The organism is Helicobacter felis ATCC 49179 (assembly GCF_000200595.1).
In the GTDB taxonomy this organism is placed as follows: Bacteria; Campylobacterota; Campylobacteria; order Campylobacterales; family Helicobacteraceae; genus Helicobacter; species Helicobacter felis.
The window spans coordinates 1,623,393-1,648,036 of the sequence record NC_014810.2 but is presented as its reverse complement, the minus strand read 5'-3'; the positions used below and the strand labels follow the sequence as shown (position 1 = coordinate 1,648,036).

General features: G+C 43.5%; 25 protein-coding genes and 2 pseudogenes. 15 read left to right on the top strand and 12 right to left on the bottom strand.

The features are described 5' to 3' along the window. The first annotated feature begins 668 nt into the window (after window positions 1-668). Complete coding sequence (locus HFELIS_RS09545; RefSeq protein ID WP_013470104.1) at window positions 669-2,702, top strand: methyl-accepting chemotaxis protein; 2,034 nt, start codon at window positions 669-671, stop codon at window positions 2,700-2,702. Between the two features lie 1,038 nt (window positions 2,703-3,740). Further along, window positions 3,741-5,504: a replication initiation protein gene (locus HFELIS_RS08270; protein ID WP_013470103.1), complete on the top strand. Its 1,764-nt coding sequence runs from the start codon at window positions 3,741-3,743 to the stop codon at window positions 5,502-5,504. Between the two features lie 88 nt (window positions 5,505-5,592). Here HFELIS_RS08270 and HFELIS_RS08265 read toward each other — a convergent pair whose 3' ends face one another. From HFELIS_RS08265 to HFELIS_RS08255, 3 genes are all read right to left on the bottom strand, one after another. Continuing rightward, on the bottom strand, window positions 5,593-5,847 hold the full coding sequence (locus tag HFELIS_RS08265) for a hypothetical protein (RefSeq protein WP_197531853.1): 255 nt from the start codon (window positions 5,845-5,847) through the stop codon (window positions 5,593-5,595). A 241-nt stretch (window positions 5,848-6,088) separates the two neighbouring features. Further along, a complete protein-coding gene (locus tag HFELIS_RS08260) occupies window positions 6,089-6,943 on the bottom strand; it encodes a pirin family protein (RefSeq protein WP_013470101.1) in 855 nt (284 codons plus the stop codon). Window positions 6,944-6,953: 10 nt separating this feature from the next. Then, the gene (locus HFELIS_RS08255) at window positions 6,954-7,469 is read right to left on the bottom strand and encodes an NAD(P)H-dependent oxidoreductase (RefSeq protein ID WP_013470100.1); all 516 of its coding nucleotides are present in this window, start codon (window positions 7,467-7,469) and stop codon (window positions 6,954-6,956) included. Window positions 7,470-8,273: 804 nt separating this feature from the next. Here HFELIS_RS08255 and HFELIS_RS08245 point away from each other — a divergent pair. The 3 genes and pseudogenes from HFELIS_RS08245 to HFELIS_RS08230 all read left to right on the top strand — a co-directional run bounded on the left by HFELIS_RS08245 (window position 8,274) and on the right by HFELIS_RS08230 (window position 12,431). After that, window positions 8,274-8,837, top strand: a complete 564-nt coding sequence (locus HFELIS_RS08245) for a replication initiation protein (protein ID WP_013470099.1) — start codon at window positions 8,274-8,276, stop codon at window positions 8,835-8,837. A 578-nt stretch (window positions 8,838-9,415) separates the two neighbouring features. Further along, entirely contained in the window at window positions 9,416-10,393 is a 978-nt protein-coding gene (locus HFELIS_RS08235; RefSeq protein WP_049776981.1) for a sulfatase-like hydrolase/transferase, read from the top strand. 1,058 nt (window positions 10,394-11,451) lie between these two features. Then, window positions 11,452-12,431 (top strand): annotated as a pseudogene (locus HFELIS_RS08230) (alginate lyase family protein). Window positions 12,432-12,642: 211 nt separating this feature from the next. Here HFELIS_RS08230 and HFELIS_RS08650 read toward each other — a convergent pair. The 7 genes and pseudogenes from HFELIS_RS08650 to HFELIS_RS08985 form a co-directional block, all read right to left on the bottom strand. Continuing rightward, window positions 12,643-13,112, bottom strand: a pseudogene (locus HFELIS_RS08650) (recombinase family protein). 508 nt (window positions 13,113-13,620) lie between these two features. Continuing rightward, window positions 13,621-13,794, bottom strand: coding sequence for a hypothetical protein (locus tag HFELIS_RS09095; RefSeq protein WP_158305104.1), 174 nt, complete (start codon window positions 13,792-13,794; stop codon window positions 13,621-13,623). Window positions 13,795-13,862: 68 nt separating this feature from the next. After that, entirely contained in the window at window positions 13,863-14,735 is an 873-nt protein-coding gene (locus tag HFELIS_RS08210; RefSeq protein WP_013470091.1) for a hypothetical protein, read from the bottom strand. Beyond that, complete coding sequence (locus tag HFELIS_RS09135) at window positions 14,722-15,150, bottom strand: hypothetical protein (protein WP_041302949.1); 429 nt, start codon at window positions 15,148-15,150, stop codon at window positions 14,722-14,724. Before HFELIS_RS09135 ends, HFELIS_RS08210 begins: the two co-directional genes overlap by 14 nt. A gap of 119 nt (window positions 15,151-15,269) precedes the next feature. Then, window positions 15,270-15,725: a hypothetical protein gene (locus tag HFELIS_RS08200; RefSeq protein ID WP_013470089.1), complete on the bottom strand. Its 456-nt coding sequence runs from the start codon at window positions 15,723-15,725 to the stop codon at window positions 15,270-15,272. 17 nt (window positions 15,726-15,742) lie between these two features. Next, window positions 15,743-15,925, bottom strand: coding sequence for a hypothetical protein (locus tag HFELIS_RS08195; protein ID WP_013470088.1), 183 nt, complete (start codon window positions 15,923-15,925; stop codon window positions 15,743-15,745). Window positions 15,926-16,313: 388 nt separating this feature from the next. Beyond that, window positions 16,314-16,520, bottom strand: coding sequence for a hypothetical protein (locus HFELIS_RS08985; RefSeq protein WP_148229959.1), 207 nt, complete (start codon window positions 16,518-16,520; stop codon window positions 16,314-16,316). 202 nt (window positions 16,521-16,722) lie between these two features. Here HFELIS_RS08985 and HFELIS_RS08190 point away from each other — a divergent pair, with 202 nt between their 5' ends. The 3 genes from HFELIS_RS08190 to HFELIS_RS09255 all read left to right on the top strand — a co-directional run bounded on the left by HFELIS_RS08190 (window position 16,723) and on the right by HFELIS_RS09255 (window position 18,495). Then, window positions 16,723-17,202, top strand: coding sequence for a hypothetical protein (locus tag HFELIS_RS08190; RefSeq protein ID WP_013470087.1), 480 nt, complete (start codon window positions 16,723-16,725; stop codon window positions 17,200-17,202). Further along, window positions 17,195-17,785, top strand: coding sequence for a hypothetical protein (locus tag HFELIS_RS08185; RefSeq protein WP_231844172.1), 591 nt, complete (start codon window positions 17,195-17,197; stop codon window positions 17,783-17,785). The genes HFELIS_RS08190 and HFELIS_RS08185 overlap by 8 nt, the downstream gene beginning before the upstream one ends. 95 nt (window positions 17,786-17,880) lie before the next feature. After that, window positions 17,881-18,495: a hypothetical protein gene (locus HFELIS_RS09255; protein ID WP_013470085.1), complete on the top strand. Its 615-nt coding sequence runs from the start codon at window positions 17,881-17,883 to the stop codon at window positions 18,493-18,495. 209 nt (window positions 18,496-18,704) lie between these two features. Here HFELIS_RS09255 and HFELIS_RS08175 read toward each other — a convergent pair whose 3' ends face one another. Both HFELIS_RS08175 and HFELIS_RS08170 read right to left on the bottom strand, forming a co-directional pair. Continuing rightward, window positions 18,705-19,421, bottom strand: a complete 717-nt coding sequence (locus HFELIS_RS08175) for a Fic family protein (protein ID WP_013470084.1) — start codon at window positions 19,419-19,421, stop codon at window positions 18,705-18,707. Between the two features lie 244 nt (window positions 19,422-19,665). Further along, complete coding sequence (locus HFELIS_RS08170; protein ID WP_041302943.1) at window positions 19,666-19,902, bottom strand: hypothetical protein; 237 nt, start codon at window positions 19,900-19,902, stop codon at window positions 19,666-19,668. A gap of 767 nt (window positions 19,903-20,669) precedes the next feature. Here HFELIS_RS08170 and HFELIS_RS08165 point away from each other — a divergent pair. The 7 genes from HFELIS_RS08165 to HFELIS_RS09085 all read left to right on the top strand — a co-directional run bounded on the left by HFELIS_RS08165 (window position 20,670) and on the right by HFELIS_RS09085 (window position 24,619). Continuing rightward, complete coding sequence (locus HFELIS_RS08165; RefSeq protein WP_041302941.1) at window positions 20,670-21,062, top strand: hypothetical protein; 393 nt, start codon at window positions 20,670-20,672, stop codon at window positions 21,060-21,062. A gap of 82 nt (window positions 21,063-21,144) precedes the next feature. Then, entirely contained in the window at window positions 21,145-21,351 is a 207-nt protein-coding gene (locus HFELIS_RS08160; protein ID WP_148229958.1) for a hypothetical protein, read from the top strand. Between the two features lie 17 nt (window positions 21,352-21,368). Further along, window positions 21,369-21,968, top strand: a complete 600-nt coding sequence (locus tag HFELIS_RS08155) for an AAA family ATPase (RefSeq protein ID WP_013470083.1) — start codon at window positions 21,369-21,371, stop codon at window positions 21,966-21,968. 189 nt (window positions 21,969-22,157) lie between these two features. Beyond that, complete coding sequence (locus HFELIS_RS08150; protein WP_148229957.1) at window positions 22,158-22,778, top strand: hypothetical protein; 621 nt, start codon at window positions 22,158-22,160, stop codon at window positions 22,776-22,778. Between the two features lie 69 nt (window positions 22,779-22,847). Further along, window positions 22,848-23,615 carry a hypothetical protein gene (locus HFELIS_RS09090; RefSeq protein WP_013470080.1) on the top strand — a complete coding sequence of 256 codons (768 nt, stop codon included), beginning with the start codon at window positions 22,848-22,850 and terminating at the stop codon, window positions 23,613-23,615. 8 nt (window positions 23,616-23,623) lie between these two features. Next, complete coding sequence (locus tag HFELIS_RS08140) at window positions 23,624-24,031, top strand: hypothetical protein (protein WP_041302935.1); 408 nt, start codon at window positions 23,624-23,626, stop codon at window positions 24,029-24,031. A gap of 423 nt (window positions 24,032-24,454) precedes the next feature. Beyond that, entirely contained in the window at window positions 24,455-24,619 is a 165-nt protein-coding gene (locus HFELIS_RS09085; RefSeq protein WP_158305103.1) for a hypothetical protein, read from the top strand. The last annotated feature ends 25 nt before the right edge of the window (window positions 24,620-24,644 follow it).

Here is a 24,644-nt window from a genome sequence, read left to right as displayed (position 1 = left end):
CGAATCCATCCTGTAGAACATATAGCGATTTAAGCAGGAATTAAGTTCTCCCCATGATCTCCAAAAACTCACTAGACACTGCTTGCCATCCTAATGCAAATAATAATGAAGACCTTAATCAAGCCCTCTGTTTCTTTTTTTGTGTATTGCTTAAAATTCTACAATGCCATATTCCATTCAAAGTCTTGGACTAGGCTATCTAAACGAGCGGATAGTCCTTTGAGACAAAGAGTTAAGATATGGTGAGTTTAGCAAAGATGCTTGACATATCCTTGGTTTGTGCGTGCTGTTTTGGTAGTCTTTGTGGAGGAAACGCTGCAGTATATTACCCATTGACAAGAAATGTGTGTTAAAGGGAGCAAAGACAACGCCAATGGTTTAGAGATTTACAAACCAATGTCGCCAAATGGCCAGACATGTAAATATGTAGTGGAAAGTTACAAGTATGAACGAGTCAATGAAACCCCAAACAGCTAGAAGTCGGAGTGCAAAAAACGCCAAAACTGTCCAAGATACCGACAAAAACACCTAAAAATCAACGAAATTGCCAAGATTTTAGATGATACCAATAATCAAAAAAGTTTTGAAGTTTTAAGGAAAAAAAAGAAAATTTAAGTATCTGTCATCATTATAAATAACCATTATTATACGAGTGAGGAAAGAGTCATATGTTTTCTAAGTTTGGAATTGGCACTAAGATTATTGTCGGCATGTGTGTGGTTGTAGCACTTGGCATCACGATCTTAGGAGTCATAATTAACAAACAGACAAGAAGTGTTATGCACAACACTATCATCAACAATATGCAAGGAAATATCGATCAAAGTGCTGCCCGCCTACAAAGGGTGATGAATCGCTTGTTTGTGCGAATGAGTGCCCTAGGAGAGGATCTAGTTACCAATAATCTAAATAACGAGAACAAAAGACAACAGTTAGTCCGAAAGTTTTTGAACAGTAGCCCCCATGTTAGACTACTCAGTATATCCGCTGTGGGTGATTCTAGTGGTTCTTATGTTGCCAAAAAAGTGGGGGATACTATAGAAACTTCTACTAAAAAAGATTTTTACAATCCTAAGATTACCCGTCAAGTGCTACAAGATGGCAAGATTCTCAAAACAAACCCCTATTTTAAAGATATTGGTGGACAGAAAGTTTTTGGGTTTGAACTAGCGGTGCCTCTTAACAAAAATAAGCATGGAGAAAATAAATTGGTGGGGGCAATGATCATTTTTGTGGACATTGATAGTTTTGCTGATGTTGTCATGCGCAGTAAGAACGATACCTTTGTAATGCAACGAGATGGATATGTGTTGCTTATAGGCTATAAAAATATGCAAGGCAAACTTTTAAGCGAAATTAATCCTGATGTTACAGCAATGCACCTTGTAAAGATGGTGCGTGAAAACAGCTCTGGTGCTATGGACTACCACGCTGTGGCTACCAATAAAGATAGCTTTTTGGTTGTCAGATCCTTTGATATCTTTAACAAAATTGGCCATAAGGATTTTAAATTCAATTGGGCAATCGCACGGTTTATAAGTAAAAACGAAGTCTTTGCAGCAGCCCATTATTTGCAAAATTTGATTTTTTTCATGGGGTTAATTGTGGTCATTGTGTTGGTGATCACAGTCTATTTCCTTGTGCGTTATTTAGTGGGTAACCGCATAGAAGTGGTTTCCAACACCCTAAGCGGTTTCTTTAGGCTACTAAATGACCCAAAAAACAAACAAGATGTAAGTATTGTTGAGCCAAAAATGCTCGATGAGATCGGGCATATGCAACAATCCATCAATAAAAATATTTCAAAAATCTACGAGAATACCAAAACGGACAGCGCAACTATTGAAGATATGCTAAATGTGGTGCGCCACATTAAGGAAGGCGACTTCACGCAAAGAATCACTGCTACGCCCAATAACCCCGATCTCTTGCAACTTAGAGAGCTTTTTAACGATGTAATGGTGTATTTACAAGAACACATAGGTTCTTATATGCAAACCATTAACCAAACCTTTGAACGCTACCAAACCTTAGACTTCACAAAGCGCATCTCTAACCCCTCTGGCGATATTGAAAAAGCCATGGACGCTTTGGGGACTGAGATCACCAAAATGTTACGCACTTCACTAGATTTTGCTAGCGCGCTTACAAAAGAGTCGCAAGGTTTAAAAGCCTGTGTTGATCGACTTACAAACAGCGCAAACCAACAAAATAAAAGCCTACTCCAAACTTCTAAATCTATCGAATCCATCACAAAAAGCATTGCCGACATTGAAAAGAAAAGCGATGAAATGATGGCACAAGGACAGGACATTAAAAACATTGTGGAGATCATTGGAGACATTGCTGACCAAACAAACTTATTAGCTCTAAACGCAGCCATTGAGGCGGCACGCGCCGGCCAACACGGACGGGGTTTTGCAGTGGTGGCCGATGAAGTGCGCAAACTTGCTGAGCGCACGCAAAAATCCTTGGGCGAGATTGAGGCAAATATCAATGTTTTGGTTCAAAGCATTGCCGACACTTCAGAATCCATCAAGGCACAGAGTCAAAGCGTAGAGGGGATTAACGCCTTTTTACAAGTTTTTAAAGAAGACACGCAAAATAATCTCAGTATCGCTAGCACTTCCTTGGAAGTGGGTAACAACATTGACCGCATTTCTAAAAATATCTTGGAGGATGCAAATAGGAAGAAATTCTAATGCAGATTCGCAGATAGTTTCCTTATTGTTTTGTGCAACGATCTCTCTCTAGTATTACCTTGGCCATCTTTGTGGCCATACGCGCAAAACATTGCATTGGCTATTAGTGAACCGATTGGCTTATACACCCGCACACAACCACTCAACAATGCAGAAAAAGCGCATGGAAAGAATAGAAAAGGTAAAGTAGCAACACCCCCGCGAGGGGTAAACCTAATTAAGGGGTTCGCCACGCGAAAAGCTGGTAAAACCTCTGTGCGCAAATTCTGCCTTAAGTTCTCTTTTTTTGGACTTAAGTTTAAAACCTCTTTTTAAGGGCAACCAATTCGCTTTGAAATTCAAGCGATAAGCAGGCGCGCTAAAGTTTCCCCGCTTTTGTGGGGGTCTCCCTTATAGGTTTTTGAATCATTTGCCACCGCCCTAAACACATCCAAGCTTCTTTTAATCGCCCTTAACTCGTGCTCACAAGTGCTATTTAGGACGTGCACTTGTTCATATTTCTTTTCTTCGTGATCGCGTCCTGCTATTCCTGTTGTCGGGTTACTTTGATGGGACAAAGTATATCACATTGCAGTGTTTTTGCAAACCACAACAAATCACTCCAAAAACGCCTCCAATCGCTTTCATGTCTTTGGGTATGCCAGACCATTACCCAACTACACTAAAGCGATTTGAAGCCATTCTAGCGTGTTAATTTTTATCTTAAAAGCCAACGGGGGGGTGCGGGGGTTTCTCCCCCGCTTGTAATCTTTCTGTAAGCAGTGCGCCAGCACTGCATTCCGATTCTAGTGAGCGCAAAACTTTTTTCTTAGCCCGACTCGCATGCGCGCGCGCGTAAGATTCTTTGTAATATTTTGTTAAAATATTTGTAGGCGTTTTTTTTTTCGTTCTCAGCCCCGCACTGCACGGGGCTAGGAGGGGTTGAGAGAAGGCTTAAAAAGTACATTTACCGCACAAACAATAACATTTACCGCTAAAAACAATAACATTTACCGCTAAAAACAATACAAGATACATAAAAGTATTTTTTATGCTACAATGCTCAAAAAAGACAGGGACTTGCTCGTGAGCGCACAAAGCAACCCCATCTCCCAACTTCTAGGACTATTTGACCATCTTCAAAGCATAAAAAACGCCCTTAAGGCCTTTAATATCCCTATGGAGGAGGATAATAACAGCGCCATTCTTCAAATTCTCGTCCAAATTTTGGCTCAACAAGCCCCCCCTCAAAAACCCCTCCCCCAAGAGACACAAAAAGAAATTAGCACCTTAGAGAGCAGTCTGACAGATATATCCCAATTTTTAGAGCTAGCCAAAAACGCCAATATCCTCCCAAGCGCGCAAGCTACGCCCCCTCAACCTCCTGCAACAAAGCCCACTCAACAAACCCAACCCCCAAGCGTGCAAGAACTCTTAAGGCAAGCGGGTAAAGAATACGCCGCCATAATGGCACAAAAAACTTTAGCCTCTATGCCTCAACCTTTGTCCAAAAGCCCCCCCAAACAAGAGCTAAAACTAACTTCTAAAGAGCCCATCCTAGCTAATAAAGTGTCTATTTCTAGCCCCGGGCAAGTGGTGGTGCACAATGACATCTATAAGGTCAATTTAGGCAGATTAGGCGCGCGCGAGCTCAATTTACTCTTTTCTCTGTTCAACCGCCTCAAAGACCAGCAAGACACTTGCGTGCGTTTTAGCCCGCAAGAGGTTAAGAATCTCATGAATGACCCAAAAAGTAGCAATGCCGATCTTTTAAAAGTTGTAAGAACACTTTGGAGCAACATTAAGGCGGCCAATTTTCAGCAAATCGCGCATGTTGTTGAGAATGGCATGGAGATAGTGCAAGAGCGCGATTTCAACCTATTTAGTGGCTCTACCATTGCCATGAACAAAGAGAAAACACGGCTACTCTACCTTGATATAAAAGTCAACACCGATTGTTACCTGCACCTATTCAACCAGTTAAGTGCCAATTTTACAGCTTTTCAGCTCAAAATCTTTTTATCTCTAAACAGCAAATACGCTAAAAACCTTTACCGCCTCTTAGTGCGTTTTGAGGATGTGCGCAAAAATGGCATGTGCGAAATGTTAACCTATAGGGGGGATTTTGAGGGGTTTAGGGAGTTTATGGGCATTCCTAAAAGCATGGAAATAGGAATCATTGAAGAGCGCGTTTTAAGACCCGCCTGTAGAGAGCTAGGCCATTTTTTCCCCCCTCCTAGCAAAAGGAGCAAAAAGCAAGAGGATACGCCATACGATCCAGCCAACCCCGATCGCTCTAAGCCCTATGAAACTATCTTCTATGTTAAAGAGAAAAAGGGGCGCAAAATTGTAGGCGTTACCTTCCACTTCATGCCCCACCCACATGCAGATGCTCAAAAGGCTATCTTAAAACGCCACTCTCAAAACCGCGTCCAAGAAGTCGCCCTTGAACAACAAAGGCAAGCAGAAAAAGAAAAACGCAAACTAGAAAAAGCCCAAAGAGAGTCGCAACAAGGCTATTGTAACAAACAAGAGCGCGAAAGTTTAAAGGAATATTGCGGGCTAATCGGCGGGCTTTATATCAAAACCCCCGAGCATTTCTTTAAAAGTATCAGACTAGCCAGTGTAGCCACCCGTTTAGGCAATAATCCCAACATTGTGGCCCTTTTTCAACTCATAGAGCCTAGCCCTAATGACATCCATATTGCCAAATTCTGCACAGAGCACATTGAGCGTTTTAACTGCCCCAAAGAGGGCTATTTTACCCATGTTTTTAAAGATATTGAAGACTTTATAGGCAACTTTGTTCAAGACGCGCGTTAAAGCCATTTTAAGCCCTTTGAGAAAAAGGGGGCTGTACCCTCAATCCTTTTAGCCCTCACACGCAACACAGAGGCGCACACGCGTATTTTTACAAAATCACTCCACCAATGCTAAAAGTGCGGGTGAAAAAGCTCACTTTGTTCTGAGAGATTAGCACCCAATCCTTGACACTGCTAGAAAATTTGTCAATGATAATCTTTTGCGTGCGTGTGCTCTCCAAAGTGGAAAAGCGCAAAGGTCTACGCGCTTCCACTTTAGCGACAAGTCCCTCAAAGTCTTTGAGGTGATTCAAATACAAAGTCGCGCTAAAGCTAATGCGCTTTTCATTCGCGCCTAACTTCAAATAGAAGTTCTTGCTTAGAGTTTCCACCTTGAAGGTGTATTTATCAATTTTGATAAATGAGAGTCTTAGCAATAGTGAATAGTTTTGATAAAAATCCTTAACAAGTCAATGCAGATCAAAAGAGCCTACAAACTAACTTAACAAATGCGTAATCCTCGCTGTTTTAAGCCACTTTTACTTTGCCAAGCAAACAACCCCTTCAGTGCCTCTTGCAACATAACCACTTCATCAAGTAAGGTATCTAAAGATTCCCAAAATGCCCTGAGCGCACATCTGCTATGGCCTGCTCAATCTCTCTTTGCGTGTTCATGACAAAAGGTCCATAGCCGACCACGGGTTCATTGAGCGGTTCGCCTGTGAGCATAAGCACCTTAGCTTTTTCAAGGGCCAAAAGATCGATTTGCGATCCTCCCTTTTGAAAGGTGATAAGCTGTTCTTTGTGTGTGCGGTGTCCCCCTAATTCCACCACACCATCTAGCACCAGCATCAAGACATTATGACTCTCAGGGACCTCTAAACGCAAAGTATCCCTGTCATGCACCTCTAAATCCCACAAATTGATGGGAGAAAAGGTCGTTGCTGGACCTTTAACCCCCATTAACTCCCCGGCGATGATCCGCGCCTTGCTTGCGCCCTCTAGGGCCACTCTTGGGATCTCTTGTGCGGTGATCGCCTGGTATTTAGGAGGAGTTAATTTATGGGCTTTGGGCAAATTCACCCAAAGCTGCACCACTTCAAACACCCCGCCTTCTTTGGCAAACTTCTTGGAATAAAACTCTTGGTGCAAAATGCCAGAACCTGCTGTCATCCATTGCACATCCCCGGGGGTGATGATCCCCCCTCCCCCATGCGAATCCGTGTGCTCCACTTCACCGCTATAGGCGATGGTTACCGTTTCAAAGCCCTTATGGGGGTGTGATCCCACACCAAACTCCCCTCCACCCCCCTTAAAATGGTAGGGTGCGTTGTAGTCCAAGAGCAAAAACGGGTCGCAGTTCTTGTGTGTATCGTGGTAGCTAAACATCGAGGCAACATAAAACCCATTGCCCACCCAATGTTTGGAGGGCGCGTCATAAACCCTATCCACTTGTTTCATCATTCTCCCTTTACTTAACAAACTCTTGATAATCTTGGCAATGGATAGCTAAATCCTGATCGCTTAAATTCAAAGCCCCAAAAGTTGCAAAATGGCCTGCGTATTTGCCCCCTATAAACAGGATAGTGGCTTTAAGAGGAGATAAGATATCTTCTATGGTGAGCAGTCCTTTGGAGCTCCCCTTTGTGTAATTCTCTACAGGCGATCCGAAACTCACGGCCAAAGAAAATTCTTTATCTTGTAACGCCTTACCGCTAGAACCATGGGCAAAACCATAGGCAAGAACATCATCCAAATACTTTTTAAACAAGGGAGGGTAAGAATACCAAAAGACGGGGAATTGAAAAACGATCCGCTGGGCTTGTGTGAGCAGTTGCTGTTCAGCAGTTACATCAATTTTAAAGTTAGGGTATTTCTTATAGAGCTCACTAACTACCACATTTTTGCGACTAATGCTTTCTTTTAAAGCTTTATTGACACGGGACTTTTGCAAATCAGGGTGGGCTAAAATAACTAAAGTAGACATTTTGTTCCTTTCTATAATCTCTGTTGTTAAGGCAATAGAACCTTGGTCAAAGGTAGAGACACTTAACAGAAATTAACATTTGTCAATATAGCAAACGCATCCTATTAGTAGAGCAATGTACAAATCTGCTAAAGCTAAAGCAGAGATTCATAAAAAGACCGCATGTCAATTGTGAAAACACCGCACTATTTTAGTCATCTTAAAAGAAGAAAGCTAAAATGTCTATTGCACACGGATTTTGTAAAGAGCTTTTGAAACTATGTTGGTTGCTACCAAGAGCAGAAAACCTAGCAACGCACCAAAACGCCCGCAGGATGCCCCCAGAAAGCAACCACCACTTGAACCGACCTCAAAACCATTACACCACCCAAGATAAAGCTCTCAAGCCTTCTAACAAGCCAAAAACAACGAAAAAGAGCAAAAGCCAAAACAATAAACCAACCGACCTAGAAAATCAATAGCATTTTTAGAGCCATAGAGAGGTCATAGAGCGCAAAGATGACTAAATGTAGAAAAACTATTATAAAGCCTACAAAATCGATTGTAGAGCGTTTTAGAGCGTTCTATAACTATTTTACAAGTCCGGTCTAGTTTACCCCTCTTCTTATCCCCTTTTTTTACACCACATAGCCCCATAATCAACACTTTACCCCTAACCCACCCCCAAAAAAACCCAGTGTGTTGCCTAGCTCCATGCTGTCCAATCTCTCAAAATCTCACTTCTAAAGCCTCTCTCAAAGAGCTTGGAAAAACATCAGGATCGCTAACTTTTGGAGACTCCTACCCAAGAGAGATGAAAGCTACATGCTCTTTAAGACCTTTGCTATCAACCACAATGACACCAAAAAGACCCAAGTCAAGAGCATAGAAATCCAAGTCAACATGCCTTGCTTTGGTTATTTGCTCAATTTTTTAAATGCTAACTTCACTTCTTTTGAATTGCTAGAGTTTCAGAATATTAGTGGGAAGTATGCCAAGACACTTTACAGACTTCTCAAACAAAGGAGAAGCACGGGTGTACCTCCTAAGAGAGAATGGGGTGAGTTTAGGGAATTAATGGGAATCTCCGAAAAAGTTAAACTAATCCGCGTGATTGAGTATGAGATTCTCAAACCAGCCATTAAAGAACTCAGCAAACTCCCTCACTTTGATCATCTTTGCTACAAAAAACTAAAAACAAAAGGCATGGGCAATCGTATCACTCACATTCAATTTTACTTCCAGCCAATTACCAAGACCAAGAAAGAACAAGAACAAGCCCAACATGATCTAAGAATCATTGCATGGCACTTTATAAACCTGAACAACCTGAGATCATTCTTGCTATTGATAGTGTGCAACCCACTCCAGAAGGTTACGAGTTTTTAGTTAAATATTACCAAGATAGTCAAGCATTTAAAGAAAGATATGCCCCTGCACCCAACAAAGAGGTTTTATTAGAACAGATAGCTCAATCAGGAGAACAAAACAAGGCTTTAGAGTCTTTTATCCTTAAAAGCGTAAAACACTTTGAAAATTGGTTTAAAAAGTATGGAGAGTAAAAGATGTCTTATACTGGTAATTACCATATCATTAAATTTTCTTAATAGAGAGCTCCCCGTTGGCTAGTGCAATAATGAGAGAGAAAACTTTCCTTTCACCTAGAAAAAGGCAGATAGCTCACGCGTAAGGAGATAACGGTGTTTGCAAAAGCGTTAGTGTGGTGGAACATGTAAGCGGTGGATAGCCGAAAATAGGGAGCTAAGAGTTTTTGAGTAATCTAGTGCGCTATACGCAGGATCATAGGGCGTTGAATGCCCTAAAAGATGAGAGCTTAAGTATTAAAGATTTGGAGAAACGCAGTAAAGAATTAGATGAGGTAAAAAGAATGAGAGAAGGGGGAGGGGGAGTTGTTTTGATTAGTTAAGCGTTCTTTGCTTAGAATCAGAGTTTTGGCAAGGGATTTTATGCGTAATGTTGTTTTAGATAGTCGCTTTTTTCTTATGTGGCTTGCTCCTGTGGCAGTGGCGTTTTTTAGCGCCAATCCTCAATCTCAGTATGGGCATTTTTATGTAGGGAAGGTCGCCTTTTATAGTCTCACTCTTACCTTTGTGATCTACTATGGGCTTTCCCTAATCAAACAACGCTTTGTATCGCAGAGCATCAAAAATATTTTGTTGGTGCTGAGCTTGCTCTTTGCGTTCACTGATTTCTTTGTCTCCTACTACTTTAAAATGGCTTTTACACAATCGCTGGTTGACACGATCCTATCGAGCCACTGGGCGGAAATCCGATCTTTCTTCGTCTCCCAAGGTTTTTCCCTTGTGTTACCTTTTTTTATAGCTATGGCAACATGTGTGGGAGTCTCTTTGTTGCCTCTCTCAATAACGATTAGCCCTAAGGGAATCAAAGCAATCTTTGCAGTATTGCTATTGGTTTGTGCATTGCATGCTTTTCAGGCATATTATGTGAAGAAAGTCGATCTTCGCCCGTTTTATGGAGTGTTGTTTCAACGGGTAATTCCTCTTGTTAAGGAAATTAATTTGATTGCCATGAGTATCAGAGATCATGGCCGCATCCAAGCAATGTATGACAAACTCAGGCAACCTTTACCCAAGGATTATCTACAAGTTGATTCCAATAGTGTGCCTAATGTAGTGCTCATTATAGGAGAAAGCGCATCGCATCACTTTATGGGACTCTATGGCTATCCTGTGCAAAACACCCCGTTTTTGAGTAAGTTAGAGAGAGAGAGAGAGAGAGATCTGTTTACCTTCACAGATATACGATTAAGGTGTTTCAGGCAATGCCATTCCTTTAAATCCTCCTCACTCAAGGGAACGCGTTTTACCTCATCTCTCCAGTTATTTTTTCTTGAACTCGCCATCTCAAAACTCCTTTCATTTGTTCTGTTTTGCCTCAAAAATATATCGCATAATATCTAAAACTTTATTGAATAACAAATGTAAAATTTTAACGAATTTCACTACTAAACAGCGGGAATATAGATTTTTATGCGGGATTTTGCGATAGCGGGTTTTTAATTTGCGATACACATACGGGATTTTGCGACCCATAAATAGGGCACTCCGTGAATTTTCAAAATCGCATTATAGGAACGCGCGCGCGTAGTTACACTTAGCACTGCGTGCTACACCATGCGCGTGTAGCTACACGCACTTTCAGTGCTATGCGCCTGATCGCTAACGCTAGGCGCAGTTTGAGTGCTAGCACACGCTCAGTGCTCCGCGCGCAAGAAAAAGAGAAAATACCCCCTAAACCCCAAACCTCAAACAAAAAAAACCTCCACTCCACATAGATACACCTAGGCTAAGTGAAACTAAGTGGAATGGAGGATTTTTTTACAAGACAACAAGGCTAAAAGCCACACAGAGATTTTGCAACACCCAAAGACTCTCGAATCTTGCAAGGCACATGGATTCTCAACCAACCAGCGTTTTTTTGCCAAAAGACGCTAGAGCTTTTAGCCCTTGTTCTGTGTTCTCAAAATTAGACTTTGGCATGTCAATCGTGACTTGAAAGAAACAATGGCGTTTTAGCCTCGTAGAAGCCTCGTTAAACGAAAGATGAGGGGGGTGCTATGTTGGTATTCTTTTGTGGGTCAAAGCGATTGTAGGGCATTTTAGATGGGTTTAAGCGATATGTGCCCTATTTTAGGCGGTTGGCAAGGGTTAGAGACGGGGAGAAAATGCCTAGAAATGCCCTTATCGTGGGGTTTCGTGGGTGCGGTTTAAAAACGGCACTTTTAAGCTTAAGGTTTGGCAATTTCCTATTTTTTTGCGGGTTTATCTGTTTAAGCTTTTTCTTAAGGTTAGGGGGCTAAATCCCGTGAGTGCAACCCTAGCTATTAGCCTTTGCTCTTAAGTCGCTATTTAAATTCACACATTCCATGTTAGAATTATATTATAAAACATACTATAAACCGGTTAAGATCCGGTTTGTTTCTAAGACATGGGTGTGATACACCAAGTGGAGATGGTACATGAAGAGATTTGTTTTGCCCTTATTGTTTGTTTGTGCCCAAGCCCATGCCCAGCAAGACTACTTTTTAAGGATTTTAAAGCGATAAACTTGCCAGAGAAACTCCATCTTGCTACAAGGCTCACCAAAGAAATCCGACCCTGTGCGCACCTTAATGCCCAGCGCCACTACACGCCCACAGGGGTGCGCCAACCAGATCAATGCACTAAGAGTTTTAAAAAATCTGCCACCATGGCCTATGATTTTGCCCTGGGTTTTCATGTTAGCAAGAATCAACAATATGGCTTGAGAGCTAGATATATCTTGAATGCCTGGGCTAAAACACTGCAAAGTGCAGACACACACCAAAGCCAAGACAATGTGAATTTCTACTTGCCCTACATGAACATGGCATATGTATTTATCAAAAAGATTTCCCCATTCTGGAGTATGAGAAGTTTGTCAAAGCAATGTTGGGCTATTCGCAATCTCATCTTAATACCAATCATGGGGCGTGGGGTATACTCTTTGATATTACTTCTGCGCTCGTGCTAGGTGACAACGCGCTCTTGCAAAAAGTGCCAAGAGATGGCAAGAGTGGATATTTGTAGCCATAGATAGCGATGGGGTCATAGGCAATGCGATCACTAGGAGCAACACGAGCAATTACCATGGCGGTCCCACAAAGGGTATCAAGGGCATAGCCTACACAAATTTTGCCCTTCTTGCGCTCACGATCTCGGGGAGTTGCTTTTTGAGAATGGCTATGATTTATGGCATAGCAAAGCTGGAGAGAGGCTTGCCATGGCATACAACAAAGTGACAGCATGGATTCTAAACCCCCAAACATTCCCCTATTTTCAGCCCAATCTCATCGGTGTGCACAACAATGCTTATTTTATTATCCTAGCTAAGCACTATACCAATCCGGGTGCAGACCAGTTAATCGCCCAGGGTGATTTGCACGAAGATGGCTTTAGACTCAAGCTTAGATCACCATAGATATCCCACCAAACAGCATGGATCGCCAGTTAGGTTGGCATCTGGCGCGCTCTAGGATCGCTTTAAAATTCCTTTTTTACCAGCATTGTCGTCTATATTTGCGCGTGTGTGAGATCAAACTCCTCGCCGTTTGCACCACTTGAGAAAACCGCCATACACGCCTTTGGTAGGCACATCCAACATCTTGTAGATAGCCATGTAGCCTAATCCTTTAGCGCGCAACACGCGGATGTAGTCTAGGTGTGGGTCGTATTGGGGTGTTTGCGTAGCCGTCCTTTTGCCAGCCTAGCTTTTTGCCCTTAGCTTTGAGTGCTTGTAGTCCTGCCTTAGTGCGTTCGCTGATGAGCTCTCTTTCTGCTTCTGCTAGATAGGCGTAAATGGCTAGCAAGAGTTTAGAAGTGGCGTTGTTGCAATTTGAGAGTTCGGGTTGGCGTATGAATACAAACTTAATGCCCAGCTTATCCAGCTCTAGCAACAAGTTGATGATCTCGTGCATGGTGCGCCCTAATCGGCTGATCTCAGTGGCAATGAGTAAATCCCCTTTTGGAGCTTGGCTTTCAGTTCCTCAATGCGTCTTTTAGCCTGTGTCTTGGTCGCGCTGATCTCAATGGCGATTTTCTCATCTATGCTAAGTTCGTGTTGTTGGGCGTAACACTCTATGGCGTGGTCTTGGCTATGCATGTCTTGCTTTTCTGTGGATACACGGATGTAGGCAAACACCCGACTAGCTGTCTTTTCTACTTTTCTACGCATTGCACTTTAACCCTTGTTTTAAGATATTTCTATGGTTGAAGTTAGGCAACCCTTTAAGTGTAATTCACAAGAAACATAAGACGGGCGTTAAAGGTTACATACCCAAAGGCTTCTTAGGTGTCGTGCTCTGTGTAGGCTGTGGGCTTTTGAGTGGCTCTGTGGGCTTAGGCGTGGGCTTGCTTTTGGTAGGTGTGGGGTGTCATCTTTGGTCTGTTCTTGTAGCTCTTTTACCTTGTGTGTTAGGTCGGCTACCTTGTCATTGAGCTCAATGATGTAATCCCTTGCCCCCTTGTTTGGTTTTGCTCCCGTGCTAAATCCTCTTTTAGCCTGTTGTTTTCCCTTGTCAAGTCCTCGTTTTTCTCTTGCTCTGCGGTGAGTTGTTTGCCATACTCTTGGCTGTCTTTTACCACTTGTGCTATCCTTTCCACTGCCGATGTCAAACTAGAGAAGGCACTTTTAAGCGTGATACATGCCCTGCATTCTCTTTACTGACTTCCTCTAGTGGTGTTTTGAGTGCTTGGGCTGATGTGCTCCTAATCTCTTGCTTTTGCTTGTCTATGAGACTGGGCTCAAAATACCCCGGGTCGTCCAAAGATTTGGTGAAGCCCATTTTGTTAAAAGCACCTTTAATCGCGTTAGCTAACTTTTTGTCTTTCCTTGCGCGCTCTATCAAAAGGTCTAACTTCGCATTGAGCTCTGCTGTTGCCATTTCGTATTCGTGTTTTGCCTTACGACTGCCACGCTCTGTGCTTTCAAGCCCTCTGTTACTTCAGCCACTGCGGTGTCAAACTCTTTGGCTATGCGCTCTTTGACTTGCCTTATTGCCTGCTCTAGTTGGGTAATGGTCTTTTGCTGTTGGGCGGTCTGTGCTTCAAGCCTTGTGATCTGCTTATCTTTCAGCGCGCTGTTGGTGTTTAAGTCCTCAAGCTCCTTAGAGTGCTTTTGCTTCAACTCCTCAAGCTCTTTGGTCTCTAACGCCTTGTATGCTGTTTGTAAGTTTGTTAGGGCGGTCTCTGTCTTTGTCTTAGCGTCTGTGAGCTCTTTGGCGGTTTTAGTGGCACTATCAAGCTGGCTAATAGCCTTGTCTCTTTCTTGTGTAAGTTGTGCTTCTTTGGCAGAGTGCTCTTGTTTTAACTTCTCAACATCTTGGGTGTGCTTGGTGTCTTTGGCTTCTAAAGCTTCAGTGTGTTTCTGTTTGAGCTCTTGCACGGCTTTAGGGCTTAGGTAGTCTTTGTAGCTAGCTATCTGTGCGTCTTTCAGTGCACTGGCGGTTTTTAAGCCCTCAATCTCTTTGGTGTAAGGGGCTACTAGCCTTGCTTTAAAACGCTCTAATGCCCTGCTAACAATCTCTTTTGCGCCCTCCTCTAGGTTACTTGCTTCTAAAGCTTTGATGTCCGTATAGTCCCCTTGAGTGAATAGCTTGTCCTCACCACAAAGCTTGTTAATCGCAATCATCTGGTTACGGGCTTCTTTTAACTTCTCTTTGAGCTCTTTAGCCGTGGGCTTCTTGTCTGTGGCAAAAGGGCTATGAGCTCCTCTAATTGGGGGCAAGCTGGGCGTTAGTGGTTTTGAGCTCGCTAAGTTGAGCGGTGAGCTGGGCGTTAATGGTTTTGAGTGTGGCAAGCTCTGTGTCTTTGGCTTTTAGCTCTTTAGCGTGTTGTTCTTTGAGTTTGTTTAGTTGGGTGTTGAGCTCGGCATTAGAAGTCTCTAGCTTTTGCTTCTCTTGGGTTAGGGTAGCCTCTCGATCTGCATAACGCTTCTTAGCCCTCTTAGTCATCTCTTTAGCACTACTCTGTAAGCTACCCCAGTCTAGCGGTAATCCATCTTTGTCTTGTTGCGTGAATAGGTCGCTATTATAAAGGGTGTCAAGCGCACTGGCCGCTTCATAAAGCCAATTAAGGGCTTTGTCTTTCTCTGCTTTTAGCTCTTGCTTCTCTGCATTATGTTTCTGCCTGACTTCATTCATTAACTGGCCATAGGCTCTAGGCTCAATGCGCTTTCTGCCACTTTTCCTAACATCCTCCCCTCTTTGCATGCCTAAGATGTGGGCGGTCTCGGTTTGGATTTGGCTTAAAACATTTGGGGTTATCTTGCGTCTTTGGTATCTGTTTTACCCGTAACACTATCTAGCGTAACAAACTCTAAATGCGCGTGTTGGTTGATCTGCTCTTTGCCCTCGTCATCTATGTGTCCTTCATCTCTGTGGATAGCGATTTGGTAGCATTGAAACCCGTATTTGGTGTTGAAGTGTGTAGCTAACCGCTCTAAGTCCTGCATAGTGGTGTCGGGCTTGATATTGACAACGGCACTCCAAAGATAGCTCTTGGCTTGAAAACTCTGCCCTACATGCTTTTTGTAATCTTGTGTGGCTTTAGAAACAATGCTGTCCCTTAACGCTAAAGCTTCTTGCCCGCTTCTATTACACTCAACACCTAGCCCTCCACTTTTCAAAACATAGTAAGGCTTAATACTGCGGTCGTTGTGATAAGGCTGTATGTTTAGTTTTGTGGGCTTGAAATTGAGTGATGACTTATTACCCATTCATGTAGAGAAGAGTTTTACTTTTCCTCTGCCTGTTTCTTAACAAGTATTTGGCTAGCCTGTGCCTGCTTCTCTTTAAGCCCTGCAAGCTTAGCGTTTGCTACTTCTAAGAGATGACTAGCTTTATCACGCTCGGCCTTAGCTTTTGAAATCTGCTTACCTAAACGGGATACTAAGTCTCCTAACTCACGGGCTGACATGCTATCCAAAGGCTTTGGTGTCTTTTACCTGCTGAAACTTTAGCGGGCGGTGTGGGTTGTTTAGTGGGTATCACAGAATATTCACCAGTGGGCTGTGTTTCACTATTAGGCTGTGGATTGCTCTTTGCTGTCATGTTAATCCTTCATGTTAAAATGCCCTATTATACCAAGTCTTTAAGCCCTACGGCGTTTGAGTAGCAAATTATCAAGCGAACTTGTGAGCGCACCCTTTAGGGTTGATAATTTGCAAATTATCAAGCGAACTTGTGAGCGCACCCTTTAGGGTTGATAATTTGCAAACTATTACCCTTAAAGGGACACTTCGCAAACTATTACCCTTAAAAGGGACACTTCGCAAGCTCGTTTGATAGTTTGCCCTGCGGGGCTTCTAAGTGATAGGTGGCAATGCTAAATAGTGTTTTCTGTCTTCCGCACTTGGATAGTCTAAGCACTGATCTGCTACCCTGATGTAGTTATATTCAAACCTAACAAACACCACTCCATAATGCGCTTTGAGCGTGCGTTCTACTTCTTGTCGGCTATGCGCTCTAGCCATCGCGTTTCTAAGCACGACACAAAAGGCTGGATCAGGCACAAGAAACTACACAGCCCATTAGCTTTCCTAATTTGCGGGTCCATTCCACTTAGTTTCACTTAGCCTAGGTGTATCTATGTGGAGTGGAGGTTTTTTTTTTGTTTGAGGTTTGGGGGTTTAGGGGGTATTTTCTTTAAGTTATCTTTCATTGCAAAACCTTACAATTGGGCTTTTATTTTTATCCACTAAGGAAAACAAAACCATGCGTTGTTTATTGAATGTTTACGGGGGGGGGGGGGTAACTAAAAACCTCCTTAAAATCGCTTTAGTGGGGGCGTGTGCCCTAAGTAGTGTGCAAGCAAAAGCACATCACCACGCCCCTAGCCCTCGCCCCTCTTTTGTTACGATAAATCCCCAAAGCTTTGGCATATGCGAGATACCAGAAACGCACTACTACGAGAATGCCCTTGATAAGGATACGCGTGTCACTTATTTTGAAACGGGCACGGGGACGATCTCTTGTTCGATTGGGGATGCGGCATGGGTGGGCACAGATGAGGATGGCAAACCTACACTCAAGAGGACAAAAGACTACTGGTACTCTAAACTCATAGGCCATTACATCATCTATAAAAAACGCGGGAATTATTATGCCGTGATCTCTTTTAACAAGCTCCACCTACTAGGCACACCTGAAAACGAAGCCATAGACTTGGGGAGAACAATGTTTGGGGGTGTTTAAAGCGGATAAATATATGCACAAGCCACTGACAATGAAGGAGGTAGGAATCATCGGTACCCTCCTTGGTGGTACCCTCCTTGATAGAGGGGATAAAGACTTCAAACATCTAAAGAAAATCTCCACAACACACCTCCCCTCTGACTATGCAAGAGCCTTTGAGACCTACGCCCAAAAAATCCAAGAGAGCCAACGCCAACGGAAGAAAGTAGATTTATTCAACGACCACCCCAAAACAGATGTCATAACTGCCTTCCCACAACTCATTCAAGAGGCATACAACGATAAAGGAGTGACGCTCTTTTGGATCAACAAGGGCATTAGAGTGTCTGGCCAAGATGTGCAAAACATGACAGAACTAGCCAAATACCAACAAATGTGGGAAGAAGATTGCAACTACTTAGAACAAGACAAAGCTAGACTAAATCAGGCCGCAGAAGACATCTTACACAGCCCATTACAGGGTGCACTTGCACATGTAACGGACGGTTTCGCCGTTCAACAGCGACGAAAGATATTGTTCGCTCAACAAACGACATGCGATGGCTACAAAAACGCGATAAAACAATTGCAAGGCAGAAACTAGCCCTTTAAGTCACCGAGGAGTCATTAATAAACGCACAGAGTGCCTACAACAAGCACATTGCCGATACAGAGCGCAAATTGCAAAGGAAAATGTAATTGATTGAGCTAGACAGACACGAGGAACAAGAAGACTCTTTGAGAGTCGTGGCCGAGATGTTTGAAACGACCGACCTTTTAGCCAACTCCACAGCCTCTAAGACAGAAAATACATTCATGCGCCTAGCGTGTCTTTTAGGACTTTACAACTTCAAAAACGAGGCCGGCGACTCAATCGGGGCTTTCTCTAGGCTTTTGATAAGCTTTGTCAAAAAAGAACACGGGATAAACATTGGTGAAGAGCTCCAAATGCCACCCCTTGCGCTTGTCAAGGCGGATCAAAGGCTCATGTTTCTCACATCCGAGCCTAACAATAAAAGCATTGATCCTAGCCACCACAAAAGCACCATCTGCTTTCGCCTTGAGAACAAAAAGGGCAAATACTATTACCGCCCACTTAAAAGCAAAGATGAGATGCTTTTTAAAGGACTGATGGATAGTTTCAATGCCTATTGTTCCAACCCTAACTGCTCCATGAAAGTAGATAACACCATCATCTTTAATAGCAGGTGGCTTAATGCTCTAGGGCTAACCAATGAATATCTTTTAGAACGCTTGAAAAGAAAGAGGCTATATTGCTTTATAGCGACTACGAAAATGGCAATATACGGATAACCTTTACCCCACGCGCACAATTTTACAACTGCTTGCAAAGCCCTGATTGGAGCAAACAAAGCTATACGCAAAGAATGCGTTCCCTAGAAAAAATTCTACACATCAAAGGGTTAGTGCCACCACCACTCCCAAGTCTTGGCGAAAAGTGGCTAGTGGCATAGATTCACTCAAAGTGGCGTTGGGATTAAGAACTTCCCCTTTATCCACCCTTAAAAAGTGTTTTGTTTCACATGCTCTAAGCTTTGTTCTTGGCAACGCTCTAAAAAACGGGCAAATCCACCACAATCGCCCTCTACTTGACAGCTTTCCAAAAAGCTTAAATACTCCGCTCGCCGACTATCTACGATCAAAGGTGGGACTAAATCGTTTTGGATCGCTTGAAACGCCATAATCAACCGACCTGTGCGCCCATTGCCGTCAATGAAAGGGTGGATACGCTCGTATTGGGCGTGAAACATCGCAATTTGGGTTAGGTTAAGGGCATTGCTTGGGTGTTGAAACAATAAGCTTTCTAGCTTTTGGGAAACAAGATGAGGAGGAGTGGTATTAAACTTTGCACCCGCAATACTAACTTCAGTTGTGCGATAAGCGCCAATCGGCTTAGAAACAAATTGCGGTGTGATTTCTAAAGCGGTCTTAAACAGCAGATAGTGCAAATCCTTAATAAAACCCGTGGTCAAAAGCGTGTCTTTACTGCTAGCCTCACGCACCACTAAATCATAGGCATTAGCAAAGCCCAAAATAATGAGCTGTTCGTGCAAGGGCTTATTAGGTGCAGTCAAACCTTTTTCTAAAAGTTGCTTAGTTTCGCCTAATTGCAAACTCAAGCCCTCTATAGCATTGCTGTGGTGCGTGAGTGTAACACGCAAGGTTCTAAAAAGCTGCTCCCTTTGGAGTAAAGATAAGTCGCTTAATTTGTGTGCCATCCTCCACTCTTACCCTATCCACCCTTAACCCCCCCTTAACCCAACGCTTCTAGCCTTTTTACCACAACACCCCGCCAGCCACTCACAGCACCACTTGAGGAACACAAGGCTCATAGCCCCCACTTCTCCCTAGATTTTACCCCCCAACCTTAAGAAAAAACTTAAACCGCTATACCCGTAAAATAGGGGCTTGCCAAACCTTAAGCTTAAAAGTGCCGTTTTTACACCGCACCCCACGAAGCCCCTAAAATAGGGCACTCACAAAGGCAGTTGCAACCATAACGCACGCACGCACATGACACGAGGCAAAACCCCACTGCCACACAAGGCCAAAAACAGCGCACAGATCCGCCAACCCCCCACAACACCCAGTAGGCAAAAACCCACGAAACCCCACGATAAGGGCATTTCTAGGCATTTTCTCCCCCGTCTCTAACCCTTGCCAACCGCCTAAAATAGGGCACATATCGCTTAAACCCATCTAAAATGCCCTACAATCGCTTTGACCCACAAAAGAATACCAACATAGCACCCCCCCCTCATCTTTTCGTTTAACGAGGCTTCTACGAGGCTAAAAACGCCATTGTTTCTTTCAAGTCACGATTGACATGCCAAAGTCTAATTTTGAGAACACAGAACAAGGGCTAAAAGCTCTAGCGTCTTTTGGCAAAAAAACGCTGGTTGGTTGAGAATCCATGTGCCTTGCAAGATTCGAGAGTCTTTGGGTGTTGCAAAATCTCTGTGTGGCTTTTAGCCTTGTTGTCTTGTAAAAAAATCCTCCATTCCACTTAGTTTCACTTAGCCTAGGTGTATCTATGTGGAGTGGAGGTTTTTTTTTTGTTTGAGGTTTGGGGGTTTAGGGGGTATTTTCTCTTTTTCTTGCGCGCGGAGCACTGAGCGTGTGCTAGCACTCAAACTGCGCCTAGCGTTAGCGATCAGGCGCATAGCACTGAAAGTGCGTGTAGCTACACGCGCATGGTGTAGCACGCAGTGCTAAGTGTAACTACGCGCGCGCGTTCCTATAATGCGATTTTGAAAATTCACGGAGTGCCCTATTTATGGGTCGCAAAATCCCGTATGTGTATCGCAAATTAAAAACCCGCTATCGCAAAATCCCGCATAAAAATCTATATTCCCGCTGTTTAGTAGTGAAATTCGTTAAAATTTTACATTTGTTATTCAATAAAGTTTTAGATATTATGCGATATATTTTTGAGGCAAAACAGAACAAATGAAAGGAGTTTTGAGATGGCGAGTTCAAGAAAAAATAACTGGAGAGATGAGGTAAAACGCGTTCCCTTGAGTGAGGAGGATTTAAAGGAATGGCATTGCCTGAAACACCTTAATCGTATTGTGCCCATCGCGCCCAAAGAGGACGAGGCTAGGTTTGACGGCAAAACATGGGAGGAAGTTAAAGAGATAGTTTCCAACACGCCTATTGGCACACCGCTAGGTCAGTTTGAGGAGGAAGTTTCGTTTAGTGCGTGGGAAAACGCGTTTAGGGTGCGTGGCATGCTGGCTTCTAAGCTTTGTGCAATGGATGAGCTCCCTGATCCTGAGTTCTTGTTACAAGGCTTCAAAAGAGGCACTTGTGGGTTACTCAGCTCAAGCGGGGGGAGTGGTAAAAGCTTTTGGCTCTAACAATAGCGATGAGTATGGCAGACACCACACACACGCTCCCTAGTCTCAATGGTTTGGTGCAATCACGCGGGGGGTGCTCTACTTGAGTAACGAGGACGATAAAGATGTGATTGATTATCGGGTGTGGCGCATTTTACAGCATAGGATAGATCAGGGCTTCATCACCAACCCCAACCCTGTGGCAAAGAGTCTAGATCATAACTTTATTCCCATTGATGTTGTGGCGGGTTTAGGAGAGAGGCAAAGTTTCTCATCGCAGAGGGCAACCGCGTTAAGAACACGGGACTAGCACGCGCCCTAGAAATATTGATTAAGGAGAAACGCCATAAATATGACTTAGACATCAAGCTTGTCATCTTAGACACCCTTAGTCGCTTTCACGCCCTTGATGAAAACTCCAACAAAGAGATGACGCTTTTAGTAGGTCTTTTGGGAGATTTAGCGCGCTCGGCTAATGTCGGTATTTTGATGATCCACCACTCTAGCAAAATAGGCGCGATGAACTACAAGAATGAGAGTGCCAGCGCAAGAGGTGCGAGTGCTCTAGTAGATAATGTCCGCTACCACTTGACGATGAGCTCTGTAACGCTCCAAAAGAAAAGCAATCTCTCTAAGGACAAAGAGGAAATGGCGACTTTTGAGGAGGAGGATAAGCAAAACCTAGAAGCCATTTTGCAAAATGAGCCAAACAGGGATGAGGAGATAGAGAGGCTACAAGCAATCGCGCAAAATAAAGATTTAGTGCGTTTGAATCTCAGCAAACAGAACTTAGGAAAAAGTGCTATGCCTTTGTATTTTGCCCGTTTTAGATATGGAGTTTTAGATGTCGTTAAGGAGGAGGCCACCCCCGAAGATGGCCTTCCTTTTAAAAACCAAAAGCACGAGATTATAGCACAGGAATGTTGAGGAGTGTGTGAAAATGGCAACAAACATAGCAAGAGCATTGGAAGCATCGCAAGAGGGACGAACGCAAAAGAGAGTCAAGTTTGAACCCCCCAAAGAGTTTTTTACCACTAGCGTGATGGAGTGTGGGACATCCTTATTTGCACCCATTGACAAGCGAAAAAAGGCGAGCAAAGCGATTTAGATCACAAGTTGCCAAGGGTGATTCAATGGAACAAGCGCAACTATAAGCTCACACAAACGCTTTTGAGGATGTCGCACAAGACAATCTTAGAATGCCTATTAGCCTTGAGCTGTGAGGAGAAATTCAAGGGCTTTGAGCCAAAGAGCGGGAAACTCAAAATCACCACAACGCGGTATGCCCTGACGCAGTCAGTCTTTGGAGGGCGCTCACACCATTACTATAAGTCTTTAGAGCAGAAGCTAGAGGACTTACAGCACGCGCGGATTGATGGTTGGGCGATTGTGAGCGATGTCATCAGCAAAGACACACAGCTAGAAGTTTGGTTATCTAAGGAGTATTTGGACTTCGTGCAAAAGGGCACTCCCATTGACAGGCGACACTATCACAATGGCTTTGCCACTCTCAAACAAGTTAAACTAAAACACCGCGCGGCTGTGGTTGCGATTTTGCAATCTGTGCTCAAGGATAAGCCACGATATGGAAAATACGGCTGGTTTGGACGGAGCTTAGAGGGGGTGATGCAAGAGCTTAACATCCCTGAGTTTTACACCCCTAGACAAGCCGTTGAGATCAAAGCAACTTCAAAACCAGCTTTTCCTAGATGTGTTGATGGAGCACTTGCGTATTGAGGTTGTGCCTACCACAGATAGACGGGATTGGGTGATAAGACCGCACAAGATGAAAGTCAAGGAGCACACATGAGTAAATTCGCTATTAGTCTATCAAACCCGAGCAACTACCATGCGTTGGATCATTGGCAAGTCATAGAGCTTGAGAAGTGGCAAGATGTGTTGTTGCATGCAATCAGCTACGATGTTTCTGTGGCACACTTTAGCCTAGACTACTCTACTAAGCACCAGCGCAGTGGCGAGAATGTGTTAGCCTTGCACCCGTTTCTCTTTTACGATGTAGATAACGACAAGGATAGCAAGAAGCAACCACTAAGTATCAAGGGCGCGCGTGATCTGTTGAAGCATTATGGCATTGCCTTTGGTATTGTGCCCTCACGCAACTACAAGAAACTCAAAGAGAATGATTCACGCCCTGATGTAGAACGCTTTAGGATTATCATCCCTCTTGAGAGCCCACCACCCATTGAGCTTATTAAGGACAAAGAGTTGTTTCGCAAATTCCAAGAGATATTTGCACAGAAGCTAGGGCTAATTGCCTATGTGGATGACGCACCTTTGAGAGATATGGCACGCTACTACGCTAGACACACAACACCACCACTAATAGACTCTATTGTCGTGCAAGGGCGTTTAACACGCGTGGATAAGATTTTCAAATGGCAACACAAGAGCTCATCCAAGAACGCCAAGAGCAAGAGGCACGCAGAGCAGAACACAAACCCTTTATACCGCCTAAATCATCGCAAACTACATCTAGTAGCCACGGACACATCGTTATCGCCGATAAGGACAGAATTAACGCTATCCACATCGCTGATCTCATCAACACGCTAGAGGGAATAGTGCGAGAATACAAAGAGGGGACTTATCGCATGATTAAAACCGCCACGGCTAAGTATTCTATCACAGATGATAACATCGCTTACGACTTTAAGAGCGGTAAGAAGTATGGCGTGTATGCCTATCTTGCAGAGAAATTTGACACACCCGTATGGAACAACATTGCCCGCAAATTAGGAAAGCTAATGGGCTGTGAGTTTCTTGTGCCTGATCCAGCCTTTTGTGTCGTGCTTAGAAACGCGATGGCTAGAGCGCATAGCCGACAAGAAGTAGAACGCACGCTCAAAGCGCATTATGGAGTGGTGTTTGTTAGGTTTGAATATAACTACATCAGGGTAGCAGATCAGTGCTTAGACTATCCAAGTGCGGAAGACAGAAAACACTATTTAGCATTGCCACCTATCACTTAGAAGCCCCGCAGGGCAAACTATCAAACGAGCTTGCGAAGTGTCCCTTTTAAGGGTAATAGTTTGCGAAGTGTCCCTTTTAAGGGTAATAGTTTGCAAATTATCAACCCTAAAGGGTGCGCTCACAAGTTCGCTTGATAATTTGCAAATTATCAACCCTAAAGGGTGCGCTCACAAGTTCGCTTGATAATTTGCTACTCAAACGACCGTAGGGGGATGCATATGGGCAAATGCTAGAGACAGCCAAAGGGGATGCCCAATACTATAAGGGCAAAACCTTGAAGCTCACAACGGAGCTAGAAGAGAAGGACAAAAGGATTAAAAACCCTTGAGGATAAGAATACCAAGCTTAGAAACACCGATCTACGCTTGTAGAACAATGCACAGAAAACTAAGATTACAAAGCTAGAAAATCAAGTAGAGAGCTTGCAAACACAAAAAGATGATTTACAAAGAGAGCAAGACAAATTACGGACAGAGCTTATAAACACGCAAACGCAATTAAACGAGCAAGTTGCCATAACTACACAACTAAAGGCGGACTTAGAAAAATCTTTAGCGAATCAAAAAGGCAAGGGGAGAGGGATTTAATATTGATAAAAATGTTTTCTAGCCA

What these genes read in the sequence shown, in the direction of transcription:
- HFELIS_RS09090 (WP_013470080.1), top strand. Translation starts at nt 22,848, where the DNA reads ATGAGTAAATTCGCTATTAGTCTATCAAACCCGAGCAACTACCATGCG.
- HFELIS_RS09135 (WP_041302949.1), bottom strand. Translation starts at nt 15,150, where the DNA reads ATGAATGAAGTCAGGCAGAAACATAATGCAGAGAAGCAAGAGCTAAAA.
- HFELIS_RS08255 (WP_013470100.1), bottom strand. Translation starts at nt 7,469, where the DNA reads ATGTCTACTTTAGTTATTTTAGCCCACCCTGATTTGCAAAAGTCCCGT.
- HFELIS_RS08195 (WP_013470088.1), bottom strand. Translation starts at nt 15,925, where the DNA reads ATGTCAGCCCGTGAGTTAGGAGACTTAGTATCCCGTTTAGGTAAGCAG.
- HFELIS_RS08200 (WP_013470089.1), bottom strand. Translation starts at nt 15,725, where the DNA reads ATGGGTAATAAGTCATCACTCAATTTCAAGCCCACAAAACTAAACATA.
- HFELIS_RS08260 (WP_013470101.1), bottom strand. Translation starts at nt 6,943, where the DNA reads ATGAAACAAGTGGATAGGGTTTATGACGCGCCCTCCAAACATTGGGTG.
- HFELIS_RS08245 (WP_013470099.1), top strand. Translation starts at nt 8,274, where the DNA reads ATGCTCTTTAAGACCTTTGCTATCAACCACAATGACACCAAAAAGACC.
- HFELIS_RS08190 (WP_013470087.1), top strand. Translation starts at nt 16,723, where the DNA reads ATGCGTTGTTTATTGAATGTTTACGGGGGGGGGGGGGTAACTAAAAAC.
- HFELIS_RS09545 (WP_013470104.1), top strand. Translation starts at nt 669, where the DNA reads ATGTTTTCTAAGTTTGGAATTGGCACTAAGATTATTGTCGGCATGTGT.
- HFELIS_RS08270 (WP_013470103.1), top strand. Translation starts at nt 3,741, where the DNA reads ATGCTCAAAAAAGACAGGGACTTGCTCGTGAGCGCACAAAGCAACCCC.
- HFELIS_RS08165 (WP_041302941.1), top strand. Translation starts at nt 20,670, where the DNA reads ATGGCGAGTTCAAGAAAAAATAACTGGAGAGATGAGGTAAAACGCGTT.
- HFELIS_RS09095 (WP_158305104.1), bottom strand. Translation starts at nt 13,794, where the DNA reads ATGGGCTTCACCAAATCTTTGGACGACCCGGGGTATTTTGAGCCCAGT.
- HFELIS_RS08170 (WP_041302943.1), bottom strand. Translation starts at nt 19,902, where the DNA reads ATGGGTTTAAGCGATATGTGCCCTATTTTAGGCGGTTGGCAAGGGTTA.
- HFELIS_RS08235 (WP_049776981.1), top strand. Translation starts at nt 9,416, where the DNA reads ATGCGTAATGTTGTTTTAGATAGTCGCTTTTTTCTTATGTGGCTTGCT.
- HFELIS_RS08175 (WP_013470084.1), bottom strand. Translation starts at nt 19,421, where the DNA reads ATGGCACACAAATTAAGCGACTTATCTTTACTCCAAAGGGAGCAGCTT.